Annotated in this window: 10 protein-coding genes; 1 reads left to right on the top strand and 9 read right to left on the bottom strand. The window is 65.4% G+C overall.

Going from position 1 to position 14224, the window contains the following annotated elements:
• Position 1 precedes the first annotated feature (1 nt).
• Genes ACXU4B_RS06135 through ACXU4B_RS06115 form a run of 5 tightly spaced genes read right to left on the bottom strand, consistent with a single transcriptional unit; the run spans position 2 to position 2302 of the window.
• The gene (locus tag ACXU4B_RS06135; protein WP_131408715.1) at positions 2–481 is read right to left on the bottom strand and encodes a hypothetical protein; all 480 of its coding nucleotides are present in this window, start codon (positions 479–481) and stop codon (positions 2–4) included.
• Positions 482–483: 2 nt separating this feature from the next.
• Positions 484–981, bottom strand: a complete 498-nt coding sequence (locus tag ACXU4B_RS06130; protein ID WP_131408713.1) for a hypothetical protein — start codon at positions 979–981, stop codon at positions 484–486.
• 15 nt (positions 982–996) lie between these two features.
• Positions 997–1500, bottom strand: a complete 504-nt coding sequence (locus ACXU4B_RS06125; RefSeq protein ID WP_131408711.1) for an HAD domain-containing protein — start codon at positions 1498–1500, stop codon at positions 997–999.
• A 1-nt stretch (position 1501) separates the two neighbouring features.
• Positions 1502–1807, bottom strand: coding sequence for a hypothetical protein (locus ACXU4B_RS06120; RefSeq protein WP_131408709.1), 306 nt, complete (start codon positions 1805–1807; stop codon positions 1502–1504).
• A 30-nt stretch (positions 1808–1837) separates the two neighbouring features.
• A complete protein-coding gene (locus tag ACXU4B_RS06115; RefSeq protein ID WP_131408707.1) occupies positions 1838–2302 on the bottom strand; it encodes a hypothetical protein in 465 nt (154 codons plus the stop codon).
• A 343-nt stretch (positions 2303–2645) separates the two neighbouring features.
• Between ACXU4B_RS06115 and ACXU4B_RS06110 the strand changes: the two genes are divergently transcribed.
• Positions 2646–3464 (top strand): hypothetical protein, encoded by an 819-nt coding sequence (locus tag ACXU4B_RS06110; RefSeq protein ID WP_165583159.1) that lies wholly within the window; start codon positions 2646–2648, stop codon positions 3462–3464.
• Between the two features lie 436 nt (positions 3465–3900).
• On the opposite strand, the gene ACXU4B_RS06105 is transcribed toward ACXU4B_RS06110, so the two are convergent.
• From ACXU4B_RS06105 to recC, 4 genes are read right to left on the bottom strand one after another with little or no spacing between them, the layout of a single operon-like run.
• The gene (locus ACXU4B_RS06105) at positions 3901–4860 is read right to left on the bottom strand and encodes a substrate binding domain-containing protein (protein WP_131408703.1); all 960 of its coding nucleotides are present in this window, start codon (positions 4858–4860) and stop codon (positions 3901–3903) included.
• Positions 4835–6814, bottom strand: a complete 1980-nt coding sequence (recD, locus tag ACXU4B_RS06100; RefSeq protein WP_131408701.1) for an exodeoxyribonuclease V subunit alpha — start codon at positions 6812–6814, stop codon at positions 4835–4837. The genes ACXU4B_RS06105 and recD overlap by 26 nt, the downstream gene beginning before the upstream one ends.
• Positions 6804–10469: an exodeoxyribonuclease V subunit beta gene (gene recB / locus ACXU4B_RS06095; RefSeq protein ID WP_131408699.1), complete on the bottom strand. Its 3666-nt coding sequence runs from the start codon at positions 10467–10469 to the stop codon at positions 6804–6806. The genes recD and recB overlap by 11 nt, the downstream gene beginning before the upstream one ends.
• On the bottom strand, positions 10466–13954 hold the full coding sequence (gene recC, locus ACXU4B_RS06090) for an exodeoxyribonuclease V subunit gamma (RefSeq protein WP_131408697.1): 3489 nt from the start codon (positions 13952–13954) through the stop codon (positions 10466–10468). The genes recB and recC overlap by 4 nt, the downstream gene beginning before the upstream one ends.
• Between the last annotated feature and the right edge of the window lie 270 nt (positions 13955–14224).

The following is a 14224-nucleotide window of genomic DNA, read 5'->3' as shown; positions in this document are numbered from 1 at the left end:
CTCAAATGCCCCAGAGGCTCAGACAAGCGGACCGCAGGGCGTGCGCATCGACAAGTGCATGGTGACGACGCACCTGCTCTTCGGGATGGCTTCCCCACCATCGGACCATAGGTTCACGCATGTCTTCGAAAAATTGCCAGCGTAAGTCCGCCGGGACCGGCTCGTCGGGCTTGGACGTTTGAAAGCCATTGATGACGTATTGGCACAAGGCGCGATCGGCGCCGAAGTCGTAGCAAATCCGGGGGCGCTCCACGCTGGCTAGGAACTCACGAAGCCGGCGCGTCATCAACGCGTCGCTCATGGCCGAGGGGCCTCGATCGAGCAGCGGATAAACCACGGTCGTCACCCATGGCGTCGGGTCGACCGGCAAGGGGTCGCGCTCGGCGTAGAAAACGTGCTGGCGATCCGTGCTGACAAGAGCCAGCGAAACCAATTCGGAGGCGAGTACGTCCGCCCATTCGCAATCTAAGAACAGATCCACGGCTACGTCCTCCCTGCCCGGTTGCGATCCGTCCACGCCAGCCAGCCTGCACGATGGGCGTAGGCGTCGTGCAAAGCGTGATGCCACGGATGGGCTGGGTGCTCGTGGTAGCGAGCCACCGCTTTGTCGTATACGGTCGTATCAATCAGCGGGCGAAGGTCATAGGGGAGCGGGTTCACATTGGCCGGCATTGCGCCGCCCATGGCCGTCTTTAAAAGATCGCGGTCGATGGGCGAATCGCAGGCAAGCTGCACGCGACGCGGCAACACCTGAAACCAGGCGTGCAGTCGCTGACCAAGTTCCGGCGTGATGCAAAGCGCCACAGGGTCATTGCCCAGATGTGGGAGCACGTTGGCCACCACAAAATGGTTGCACCAAGTGCGCGAGAAGTCGGTGCGCTCCAGGTAGAGCGAGCGCTGAGCATCCTCGGTGACCATGCCAATGCTCACCAGGTCGCGCCGGTGTTCGTCGGTGTATTCGGTATCGAGAAAGACCAACATAGCGGCGCAGGTCTGTCAGCGATTCTTGGACATGTGGGCCAATCGCTGCTCCAGCGTCATTCGGACATCGGGTTCGCTCAACCCAAGGATTGGGTTGCACGTAATGAGGTGACGCTTGGCTTGTGTTGGCCAGCCTTCGGCATCGTCATCGATCGCCAGCCAGTCTTCAGGCATGCGGTGGCGGACGTCTTTGATGATCTGCTGGTACCGGGTTGACTGATTCAGCCACCAATAGAGCAGTTCATCGTCCTCGGTCATTTTGCTGTGCCATGTCGCGGCAATGACCCGACTTCGCAACCCTTCAGGTAGTCGATCTGCGGCGTATTGGAAGCCTTTGACCCTTACCCAGCTTGTCGACAACACAATCTTGAAGTCGGGGTAGGGCGCCAAGATGCTTTCGAGTCTCGAGGCGTACTCGAATAGCGTGCCCATGCCGCGGAGAACGGCTCGGTTGCGATGGTCGAGATAGACGTCGTAGTGGTGAAGGACGCCATCAAAATCGAGGTAGAGGATCACCACGTCAGAATCCCTGCCGGCTCAAATTGGGGTGTTCATCAGCTGGAATATGCCGAGAGCGTTGCTCAGCGATTTCAATGATTTCATCTGCCATTGCATCCGTTCCGTCCGCGTAGATCCTTAACTCGCTGCGCTTTTCCTTCACATCAGTAATGGTCAAGGTGAGTCCTGTGGCGCGGATGTGCTCAAGCAGCGCTTTGCTGAAATCGTCGAGCAGTGGAGTCCAGCTGTCCGGGCAAGCAAATGCAAAGTCGTCGCCGTAAAGCTCGGGGTAGGCCGCACAAAGGTGCTTGGTGTTTTCCTCATCCATAGAGCCTCCTGCTCCGAAATGAAGGTGGACTCAGGTCGAGGAGCGCCGTAACTCCTGTGACATGGCCGTGGCAGGCAGTCGCACGGCCAACAGCCTCACCGCCCAAATCCAAAGCAGCAATCCGAATCCGTAAAGCGGCAGCAGGAACAGGCCATAGAAAAGCAGCTTGAACGCTTCGACCTTTTGCTGTGACACCAGACGACAGCTTTGTTCGACGGTTTCAGTCGTGCGGCCCGGGCTGCGGACGGCATAGAGCACATGTCGCTTGGCACTGCCGAAGAATCGAGGAAATCTGACTTCTGCGAAGAAGAAAGTTTGGGTCTCGCGATTCCGGAGTAGGGAGTCCAAGACGGGTAACGTCATCACGCCCTCGCAGTAGCCGTCGCTTCCGCTTTCGGTGTTGAAGCGCAGATACGAGTAATGCCTGGCTCCGTTCTGGTTTTCCTCAATAGAGCCCCAGCTAGCCAGATGACCGGTGATTGTGCGCAGTGCCATTTCACGCCCCTTATTCACAGCTGTCCCATTAGTTCGCGATCACTGGCGTGGTCGCGTGAGTTCCCTGGTGCGAGCCAGGTGATCGACAACTTATCACCATTAATACAATCAAAACAATCATTGATACTGGTGGGTTGCGGGTTAGTTCAGGCAGACGAAGATGAGGGAAGGGATTACACTGATGGTATTGATGGCTTTGAGGTCGTTTATGGGAGGCGCAGGCAGCGGACATGGCGAAGCATCTGCGGCCGGGGCTGACTCGGGTCTTCCGCCCCTGACGCTTCGTTCGCGACCCGACCATCTATTAGTGGTCGTCTCAGGGCGCCCGTCTCGGTCCGGACACTTGCCACTCCAGGTGGCCATTCCCCAAGAGCTCCTCGGCCGCCTGCGGTTCGAAACCATTGGCAGCACTAATCAGGTCCTTATCGCTCTTGTTCGCCAAGCCATTGCCTGGCTGGATGCCGACGACCTGACGTTGCTCGCCAATGTCCACGACGGGCCTGCCCCGGCGTCGCTAGTAGCCTCCAGAGCAATCCCAGATCATCTCGCCGGGCAGGCGAAGCAGGACTTCATCCAGTCCCTGGATGACCTTTGGCCCAATGCCCGCCTGAGCTCGGTGCCACGAGACGGGCATTTGCTTGCCATCCAGATGGAGCGACAACCCAGAGCAGACGCTCAGCTCACTCAGATATCCATTCCCAAGGAAGTCCTGACACGCCTGCAGCGCGATGGTGTTGGTGCAGTCAGTCAGTTGGTAATCTCGCTGGCCCGCTACGCCATTCGTCGCTTGGACAACGAGAAGCTTTCTCTGGACGTCGGAGCAGCATCGGCATCTCAAGCCATCTCAGCTGGTGAGCCAAATGCGAATCAACCTATTGGCAGCTTTGACGGAGCTCCCCAAGAGCCGATGAGTCTTACAGTCGCGGCTTTGATGAAAGCGCTCTCAAAGCTCCCCAAGGACGCGTATGTTGCATTCGCTGAGCGTGACAGACGATGGTGGCATATAGAGCACGTGGAGATCGTTAGCGATCATGCGTACCAACACCCCTCGAGTCATCAGAGAATTCCCCCAGAACAGGGTGGGGCTATTGTGTTGCTCAGGGGAAGCCCATCTGACGTCTACGAATTTGACGGCGGTGAGTTTGACGATCTTGGGGATTAGGTCGGGCTGGCGAAAGTACCGAACTAGCTGGCAAGAAGAGCTGATGGTGACGGGTGTTGTAGAAAAAGCCGAGACTTAAGCCCATTGGCAAACGTCCGATCTAGTGGCCAAAAGATCGAAGATGGTGAGCAAAAAAAGCTGATGGCGATGGTGTTGGTTGTAGACCAGCCAATATAGGCTGGGGCGAAAGCCAGCGGCGTGGCGTGCTGTGTGCTCCGTGAGAAGGACGGATCGCCTTAGGGATCCGCCTGCGAAATGCCGTTCGCATTGGGTCGAAAGCGGGCATAAAAATGGTGGTGTTACCTGCTATCAACATTTAGGACAACACGTGAGAGGAAGCCCCGCAGCGCCACCAGCCCACCTAGCCTGAAAGTTCGGGCTTCAGCTCAGTGACCCTGGTCCTTCTATAGCTCACACATCACTCGATAGGTGTGGCTTACTGAACCGCTGCCGGGACATGCTCCGCAAGAAAGTCAACGAACGCGCTTACTGCCGGAAGCCGCCCTCGGCGAGACGGTATCAGCACACTCATCGTTGCCAGGCCTGCCAGCCAATGGGGCAATACACGCACCAATTGACCTTGCGTCACTTCAGCGGTGCCCACGAAGCCAGGTAACGCGACAATTCCCAAGCCGGCGCACGCGGCAGCTTTGAGCGTCGCCATATCGTCACTCACAAGACTCGGCGCAAATGGGAGCGCGACGACCTCTGCGCCGGGACGTGCATCGCGCAGTCGCCATGCGTAGCTCTCCAGTCCAACGCCGAGCGCGATACCGTCATGCGCCGATAACTCATCAGGTTTGCTGGGCGTGCCGTTACGGGCTGGGTAGGAAGGCCCTGCGAACAGATGCCACGGGATGCGAGCGATGGCGCGTCGAACCAATGACGAATCTGGAAGCGGATCGGTGTGTGCCCGCAGGCAAAGATCGAAACCTTCCTGGACCAGGTCAACGAAGCGATTCGTCGCGTGCTGCACGATTCGCACTCGCGGATAAGTCGCCATCAAGCGGGGAATCAGGTCAGCCAGCGCCAACCGCGCAAAGGACACCGAGCAGGTGAAGCGAATGGTGCCGCATGGCTCGGCCGTGCGGCGCCGCACGACACTCTCGGCAGCGTCGGTCTCGACAAGCATGGCCAAAGCGTGGCGATGAAACTCTGCGCCGATCTCCTTCACGACGAACCGCAGCGACGAGCGCTGAATCAGTCGAGGCTTCGTCATTTGTTCGCGCGCGGGCGCAGCGGGTGACGCTGCGAACACGCCCCTCGTTCCCGGCATCCGCATGGCCCTGGTGGGTTCGGGTGGCGTGATCACCCAGGCGCTGGCCGTGGGCAACCATTGCTCCTGAATTTGCGCTGCGAATGCGTACGGGTTAACCCGGCACGCGCCAATGCTCATGCAATCCCGAGTGCCGATGCACGGGCTGCTCGATCGCCTGCCCGATGAGGGGCCAGCTGCCGTGCAGGCTGAACCAGCGGCGTGCGCGCGTGATGCCCGTGTACAGCAGCTCCCGCGTCAGCACGGCGCTGGGCTCGTCGGGCAGCACCAGGGCGCCATGCTCGAACTCGGAACCCTGCGACTTGTGCACGGTCATCGCGTAGACCGTTTCCCGCTCGCCCAGGCGCGACGGAAGCACGAAGCGGATACGCGGACCGGACTCGCCGGTCTCGCCGGCCACTTCGAATGCCACGCGTAGCTGCAGCTCGCCGTTGTCGTCCGGCACCCGCAAGGCAACGCCGACGTCGCCGTTCATGAGGCCGAGCTGGTAATCGTTGCGCGTCACCAGCACCGGACGGCCTTCATACCATTCGCGGCTCGCGTCGATGAGTTCGGCCCGATGCAGGATGGCCGTGATCTGCGCGTTGAGTCCTTCCGTGCCCCACGCGCCGCGCCGTAACGGGCACAGCAGCTGGAAGCGACTGAATGCCTGCAGCACACCATGCGCCCAGTGCGCGTACGTCGCCGCGTCCGCATGGGCTGCCGGACGCTCGCGTCGCAGCGCCTGCAGATAATGGCGATAGCCACAGGGCGCAGCGCCATCGGCGCGTGGTGCGAAACGATCGGCGCCGCCATCGAGCACGAGCTCGGCCAGGCGGTCGCGCCCGGCACCGGCATCCACCCAGGCGATGTCCGTGCGCGACTCGCCCAGCAGCCGATGCACCTGGGGGCCGTTTCCCGCGTTGACGCATTGGGCGAGCATGCCAATGCCGCTGCCGGCGCCGAACCGGTGGCTGTGGCGCAGCATGGCCACCTGTTGATCCAGCGCCAGCGCATCGTCACGCACCCAGGCGTCGACCTGGTCACCGGTGGTGGTACGCAGCCACTGGGCGGTGTCTGCGCTGTAATGCCCGGCTTCGGCACGTCGACACAGGTCGCCCAGCACGGCACCGGCTTCGACCGACGAAAGCTGGTCCTTGTCACCCAGCAGGATCAGTCGTGCATCGTCGGGCAGGGCGGCGAGCACGGCCGACATCATTTCCAGGTCGATCATCGATGCTTCGTCGATGACCAGCACATCGAGGTGCAGCGGGTTGCCGCTGTCGTGACGGAAGCGACGCGTATCCGGTCGCGCGCCGAGCAGGCGGTGCAGGGTGTCGACCTGGCCCGGGATGCTTGCGCGCACGTCGTGCTCGACATCGAGATGCGCGATCTGCGTGCTGATGGACGCCTGCAGGCGGGCAGCCGCCTTGCCGGTGGGCGCCGCCAGGCGGATGCGCAGCGGGCGCGGCGAGTCGTTTCGCTGCAGCGTCTGCAGCAGGCCGAGCAGGCGCACGACGGTGGTGGTCTTGCCGGTGCCCGGACCTCCGGTGATGACGGTGAACGCGCCGCGTGCGGCCAGGGCGCAGGCGATGCGTTGCCAGTCGGGTGCGTCGGTGTCAGTGGCCGGGAACAACCTCGCCAGCTGCTCCGCCAGTCGTGCCGGGGTCCGCGCGGTCGATGCCAGGCGCTGGCCGATGGCCTGGGCGACGCGTTGTTCGTGGTTCCAGTAACGACGCAGGTAAAGGCGGCTGCCATCGAGCACCAGTGGCGAGCCGCTGGATACTTGATTGGCGGCCATGGCCACCAGGATCGACGCGTCCAGCGAAGTGGGATCGGCCGCAGCCGCAGCGATCAGTGCCTGCCAGTTCGAAGGCCAGGCGAATTCCTCCGCCAGTTGTCTCCAGATGGTCAGGTCCAGGCACAGGTGCCCATCGGCCTGCTGACGGCTGACCAGGGCACCGAGCAGGGGCAGCACGGCAGGAGCCGTGGGGTCCTGCGCTGCAAGGAAGCGCGCGAAGGCCACGTCCAGCGCGCGCAGCATGCCGCGCTCGGTCGCCTGTGCCAGCAGGTCGAGCCTGGGGTCATGCCGCATGCGCGCGTCCTCCCGTGGCGAACAGCTGGTCCATTGCCTCGATCAGTGCCCGCGGCAGGCGTTCCTGGTGCACGCCGTGGCCGCTGCCGTCGACGCCGCGCAGGTACAGATAGGCGACGCCGCCCATGTGGCGTTCGTAGTCGTAGCCGGGCAGGCGCGCGCGCAACTGGCGATGCAGGGCCAACGTGTAGATGGCGTACTGCAGGTCGTAGCGCTCGCGCAGGATCGATTCGCGCATGGCGGTGGGCGTGTAAGCGCCGGCATCGGTACCCAGCCGGTTCGATTTGTAGTCGATCACGTAGTAGCGGCCCTGGTGTTCGACCACCAGGTCGATGAAGCCCTTGAGCAGTCCGTTGATGCGTTCGGCTAGCAAAGCCACGCGCGGTTGCGCATCGAGCGAGTGCGCCGTGACCAGTCGGTCGAGTGCCAGCGTGTCGACGTGGCTGGCTTCGAACCAGAACTCCATTTCGGCGTAGTAGCCGTCCATCCCGGCGAGGCTGGCCGAGGTGCCGTCGGGCAACACCAGCGGCGTGCGCAGCAGGGCGGGCAGCCATCGCGACAGTAGTGGGACATCGGCTTGCCAGCCGCGCCGCTGGCAGCGGCGGGCGATTTCCTTTTCCAGTCCGCTGGCGTCGGCGGCGACGGCAGCGAAGCCCTCGTCGGCGGCCCATTCGAGCAGGTCATGCAGGAAGGTGCCCGCCTCGGCGCCGGCATGGAACGCATGCATGCCCAGCGGCGCAGCCTGCATCGGCTCGGCTGGCGCCACTTGTTCGCTGCCCAGTTCGATCAACACGTCCTGCGCGGCGGTCTCCGGTGCGACCACGCGCGCGGGATCCGCCTCGGCATATTTCAGCGAGCTGTAGCTGGCGACCCACCAGCGCTCCGGCGCAGCGCCCTGGTTGGTGCGCGCCTCCCACAACGGCGTGATTTCGCCGTGGGCGGGCCGGGTCGGGTGGGCTTGCACCGGCTGCAGCACCTGTATGGAAATGTCCGGATGGTCGCCACGCAGGTCCTCGAGCCGGCGCATGAGATCACCCGGTTCGATCGCTTCGCCACCGGAAAGCACATGGCCAAAGGCGGACTTGTGCAGGGAAGGTATCTTGCTGTTGCCGGTGCGATAGCAGGCGATGCCCAGCCAGCACGCGTAGCGGGCGCGGGTAAGCGCGACGTAGAGCAGGCGCAGGTCTTCCTGCAGGCGTTCGCGATCGGCCAGCGCACGGGCCGCATCGTCCGCGCGCAAGTCCATCTGTGGCTCGCCTTCGGCGTCATGCCACAGAAAACTGTCGTCGCGCTTCACCTCGCGGGCGGAGCAGATGAAGGGCAGCAGGACCAACGGGTATTCCAGGCCCTTGGACTTGTGGATGGTGATGACCTTGACCAGCGCGGCCTCGCTCTCGAGCCGCACGATCTGGTCCTCGGCGGCCTCCGCGTGCGGATCGTTGGCGGCAGCCATCTGCGCGGTGAGATGGCGGATCAGCGCATGTTCGCCGTCCAGGCTGGTCGCGGCGTGCTGCAGCAGTTCCGCCACGTGCAGCAGGTTGGTCAGCGCGCGCTCGCCATCCAGGCGCGCCAGGAGGCGGGCGGGCAGGTCGAAGGCGTGCAGGAAATCGTGCAGCATGGCCAGCACGCCATGGCGACGCCAGCTCTCATGCAGCTGGCGGAAACGTTCGCCGCAGGCCTCCCAGTGCTGCTCGTCGGTGTTGAGGCGGTCCAGTTCCGCATCGCTCTGCCCGAGCGTCGGCGTGGCCAGGGCGGCGCGCATGGCGCGATCGGAAGCGGGCTCCGCACAAGCCTGCAACCAGCGCAGCAAGTCGGCAGCCTCGGCCGAGCCGTAGACGGAATCGCGGTCGGAGAGATAGACGCTCTTGAGTCCCAGCCGCTGCATCTCGCCGCGTACGCGGGCAGCTTCGGTGCCGTTGCGCACCAGGATGGCGATATCGCCCGGCTGCAGCGGCGTGATGTTGCCATCCGGGGCGCGGAAGCCACAACGTCCCTGCTGCGCCGCGGTCAGCAGCATCGCCAGATACGCCGCAGCCTGTCGGGCCATCAGCTCGACATGGGCGCCGCCGCTGATCGCTTCCGGGCCAACTTGCACCGCCAGTTGCATCGGCGGCAGCGGCTCGTGGTCAAGCACCAGCTGGTCATTGCGACCGCGGGCCGACACCGGATGGTACGGCAGCGCCTGCGGTCCCTTGCCGAAGGCAAACGCGCCCTCGGCGTGGATGTCGGCGTGTTCGAAAATGCGGTTGACCGCGCCGACCAGTTCGCGGGTGGAGCGGTAGTTGGTATCGAGCGTCCAGGTGGGCTGCTGTGCCGTCGCCCGGGCGCGCAGGTAGGTATGGATGTCCGCGCCACGGAAACCGTAGATCGCCTGCTTGGGGTCGCCGATCAGCAGCAGGCCGGTGCCGCCGCGACCGGCGTAGATGCGCCGGAAGATGCGCCACTGCAGCGGGTCGGTGTCCTGGAACTCATCGATCAGCGCGATCGGGTATTGCCGGGCGATGGTATCGGCCAGGCGCGTACCGGCATGACCATGCAGCGAGCCATCCAGGCGCTTGAGCATGTCATCGAAGCCGAACTGCGCGCGACGCTGCTTGGTCTGCGCCAGTCGCTGCGCCACCCAGGTGGTGGCGTGGGCGAGCACCGATGCTTCCAGCGGGGCCAGCCTCGACTGTGCCGCCACGCAGTCCTCGATGGCCGCGAAGGCGGCATGGTCGAGCGGCGCAGCCTGTTTGTTGCGGGCCGCGGTCAGCGCGGTCTGGGTGTAGCGCGCCAAGGTCTCGCCCGCATCCACGCGGCCTTGCGACCAATCACGCAGCAGGGCCAGCTCGCCGACCACTTTCTCGCGCTTCATCTTGGTGCCGTTGAGGGCACCGGCGGCGAGGGCTTCGGCAAACATCGCTTCGATGTGGTCCACGTCGTCGAGCCATTGCTGCCGCGCGATGGTCTCGGCGGTGCGTGCCCGTTCCACTTGGCGGTTGAACGCATCCAGCACCTGGTTCGGTTCCGGCAGTGGCTTGCCGTCCAGGCGCAGGCTCTCCACGGGCTGGCGCAACAGCGGCCGCAAGGCTTTCTGCAGCAGCGACGGGCTGCTCCACCAGCGCTCCACCAGTGCGGCGCCGTCGCGGTCCAGCGGGAAGAAGTGGCTGCGCCAATAGTCACGCACGGTTTCGGCGAGCAGCTCGCTTTCGTCGGTGGCGGTGTCCTGTACGAACGGATAACCGCTGTCGAAGGCGTGCTGGCCGAGCATGCGCTGGCACCATGCGTGGATGGTGTGGATGGCGGCCTCGTCCATCCACTGCGAGGCCAGCTCAAGGCGACGGGCGGCGAGTGCGCGCGCATCGTCGTCGGGATAGGCCGCGATCAGCTCGCGCAGGAAATCGTCGGCGGCGTGCCCCTGCCGGAAGGCTTCCGCGGCCTCGCCCAGACGCTCGCGAATGCGCTCGCGCAGCTCGGCGGTGGCGGCCTTGGTGAACGTGAGTACCAGGATCTGCGCCGGCAGCAGCGGCTCCGCGTCGGTGCGGCCGTGGCCAAGCACCAGGCGCAGATAGAGTGCGGCGATGGTCCAGGTCTTGCCCGTGCCTGCGCTCGCCTCGATGAGCTGGATGTCGTACAGCGGCAGCTGCAGCGGCTGGAGGGTGGCGCTGGCGCTCATGCCTCGTCTCCCGCAGCAGCCACGTCCAGCAGGGGCCGGTAGAGCCGGAGCCAATCTTCGAAACCGGCCGCCTGCATGCGGGCGAAGCTCGGCCAGGCGCGGGCGAGGCAGGGGTCTTCTTCCACTTCGCCCGGGGCCGCGCCGAAGCCGCTGCCTTCGTAGGCGAGTTGCGCCTGCTTGCCGGCCTTGTCTTCGTCCTTGGCGTTCTGCAGCCAGGCGAAGGCGGTCTTGCGGGCGATCGGCAGCGGCGCGCGCATGCCGTCGCTCAGCGCGGCCAGCAAGTCATCGGCCCACGCAGTGGCTTCGGCCGCATCGAGGACACGCAGCACCACCTGCGCGTCCCTGCCGATCACGCGCGTCTGCAGGCGCAGCCCCTGCGCGTGGGCCAGCAGGTGGATCACCCAGGCGCTGATCAACTTGTCGTGGCGGATGCTGCCGTTTTTCTGCAGAAGCCTGCCCGCGGCAAGTTCCAGGCGGACGAAGGACGCGTCGCTGGCCGTGCGCAGATCGGTCAGCCAGTCCTCGATGCGCACGCCGTGCGCGGCGTACTGCAGCTCGATCTTGTCGGCGGCAAGCGGCCATCGATGGCAGGCGGCGAGCCAGCGCCTGGCCAGCTCCAGGCCTTCGCGCGCCAGCGTGTCGCGCAGCAAGTCACCGAAGCCACCCGGTGGCAGCACGCCTTGCTCGCCGAGCTGTCGCGTGGCGATGTCGGCGGCGTCGCTCGCTTCGGTCGCGTTGACCGCGGCGCGCACAACCGTGGCGGTGGCGAGGTGATGTTCCAGCGCATCGAGACCGAACGGTTCGTCGTTGGCGGCGCCTTCGTCCAGTCCGGCGAAATGCACCTTGAGGCGATGGTTGAAGAAGTAGCGCACGGGCCGGCTCAGGAAGCTTTGAAGCTGCCCGAGGCCGAGCGCAGCGTCGGGCTCCCACGACGCCAGCACGTGGCCGGTGGCTGGCTCGGCGCGCGCGTCGTGCGCCTGCCGCCACTCGCGTGCATAAGTGAAGATGCGCGCATCGGCGTCGGCGCTGAAGTAGCGGCGGCTGAAAGGCTGCAGGGGATGCTCCGTGGTCATGGCATCGAGCAAGGCCTTGCCGGCCGTCGTGTCGTCCGCGCCGTCGCCCTGCCGGTGCCAGCCGGAGGCGATGTAGTCGCGCAGTTGGCCGACGAGGACGGAGGGCGGCAGCACGCTGTTGTCGCGCACATGGCGCCCGACCCAGCTGATGTAGAGCGCGTCGCGGGCGGAGATCAGGGCTTCGAGGAACAGGTAGCGATCGTCTTCGAGCCGGGAACGGTCGCCGGGGCGCGCATGGCCGGGCTGTGCCATCAGGTCGAAATCGACCGGTGCCTGGCGGCGCGGATAATCGCCATCGTTCATGCCAAGCAGGCACACCACGCGGAACGGAATGGCGCGCATCGGCATCAGGGTGCCGAAGCTCACCGCGCCGCCCATGAAACGTTGCGACAGGCGACTCTCGTCGATCGCCTTCAGCCAATGCTCGCGCACGATGCCCAGCGGCACCGGCTGGGCGAATGCTGCCTCGGCGCAGGCGTCCTGCCAGGCGTCCAGGGCATCGCCCAGGCGCGCCAGCCGATCGCCATCGCCGGCGTCTTCCGCCGCGAAGAAGTCGCTCAGCAGTGCCTGCAGCCGCTCATGCCACTGTGCCGGCGTACCCGGCTCGCGCAGCAACTGCCAGTACCGCTCAAGCTGATCGAACAGTTCGGTGAGCGGGCCGACCATGGCGGCATCGAGCCCGCCCACTTCGTCATAGGGCGCGATGCCCTGCCAGGTGGGTCCTTCGCCCACGGCATAACCCAGCAGCATGCGTTGCAGTCCGAAGCGCCAGCTGTTCTGTTCGATGCCCGGCAGGTCCAGGCTCTGCTTCTGCCTGCCGTCGAGCCCCCAGCGGATGCCGGCCCCCTCGATCCAGCGTCGCAGGGTGGGCAGGCCGCCCTCGTCGATCGCGAAGCGTGCGCGCAAGGCCGGGACGTCGAGCAAGTCCAGCAGGTCGCTGACCGCAAAGCGCGACTCGGGCAGCGAGAGCAGGTGCTCCAGCGCCACCATCAGCGGCACTGCGCCACGCGTGGGCTGGTCAGCCACGGAGTAGGGCAGGTGGCGCGGATCGTCCGCTGGCACGCGGCCAAACACCGCCTGCACGTGCGGCGCATAAGTCTGGATGTCGGGCACCATCACGATCACGTCGCGCGGCGACAGCGGCGTGCCGCGCCGCTGGGCTTCCTCGAACATGGCCAGCAGCTGGTCGTGCAGGATTTCCACCTCCCGCTGCGGACTGTGCGCCAGGTGGAAGCGCAGCGAGGCATCACCCGCCTGCCATGGCTTGCGCTGCGACGGCGTGGCCGGCAAGGGTTCCAGGTCGAGGATGGCCTGCTGGATCTGGCGCAGCAGGGTGCTGCCGTCGGCATCGGTGAACAGGTCGATGCTGCGGTTCCACGCGGCAAAGTGCTGGCGATAGCCTTCCGGCCGGTCAAAGGCGTCGAGCAGCCGGATGTAGTCGCGGCCCTGTCGTCCCCACGCGGCCAGCAGCGGATTGGCGTGCAGGTGCAGGTCCTGGTAGCGCGGCTCGCTGGGCAGGCCCGGCTTGCCCGGCTGGCGGCGCTGGCTGGCCTTGAGCAGCTCGCGATCCTCGATGATGTCGGCCCAGTAGTGGCGACAGGGATTGGCCACCAGCAGCAACACCTGGCTGAAGCGCGCCAGCGCGGTGAGTGCCTCCAGCGTCTGTTGCGGCAGGGAAGAAATGCCGAACACCACGATGCGTCGCGGCAGCGCGGCGGGGCGCGCGGTCAGCTGGCCAATGCGGTCGAGGAACGCCTGATGCACGGCGGCGCGATGGTTGTGCCGCTCGCTGCCCACGTCGGCCAGCAGCAGCTGCCACAGGCGCGCCTGCCAGCGCTGGTCGGCGGCCAGCGGCGGGTGGCGTCCGCGCAGTTCGTCGCGCAGGCGGTAATGACCGTCTTCCCAGTCGGCCAGCCAGTCGGCGCGGTAGACCTGGTACTGGTCGAACAGGTCGGCCACGCGTTCGGCCAGCTGGAAGCGCTTGCGCTCGTCGGGGTCGTCGCGGAGAAAATCGCGCAGCGGTGCGAAATCCGGCTCGTGCAGGTGCTCGGGCAGCAGGCGCAGCAGGCGCCAGCTCAGCCGCGACTTGTCGAACGGCGAGGTGGTGGGCACGGCCTCGCGCCCCAGCACGCTGCGATAGGCCGCCCACAGGAAGCGGCCGGGCAGCTGCACGTCGATGGCCGCGCTGATGCCGAGGCCGCCTTCGCTGGCGGGGCGCGCCAGCGCCCACTTCAGCCACTGCGCGATGCCGTTGCTGTGCACCAGCATCAGCTCGTCCTCGAGAGGGCGCAACGGTGCACGGGCTAGCCATGCGGCCAGCAGGTCGCGCAGGTCTTCCATGCGGTTGCCATGAATGACCATCAGGCCCGGCTCGATCGGGGCCTCCAGCGGAAGATCGAAGGTATCGGTCACGGTGGGCAACGGGCGGCTTCGCTCATGGGGGCATTCTCGCCGAGAGGGCGCTGGAAGTCCCGCATCCTGCCGCCCGGCGCGCTCAGATCATGAGAAGGCACGGGCTTCGAGGCCGCGGCCGTGACGGGCCGGCGCGTCAGGAGGCGGCGATGTGTTGCGTCGCGGCACGCTCGCCGTCGATACTCGGCGATACATGCCCCGCGGATGGACCATTCATCCGTTTGGACGGCCAAACGAAACGGAGTGCCGCCTTGATCGACCGAGCCTGCA

Source organism: Dyella soli, from assembly GCF_054482295.1.
This window is presented reverse-complemented; position numbering and strand designations above follow the sequence as displayed.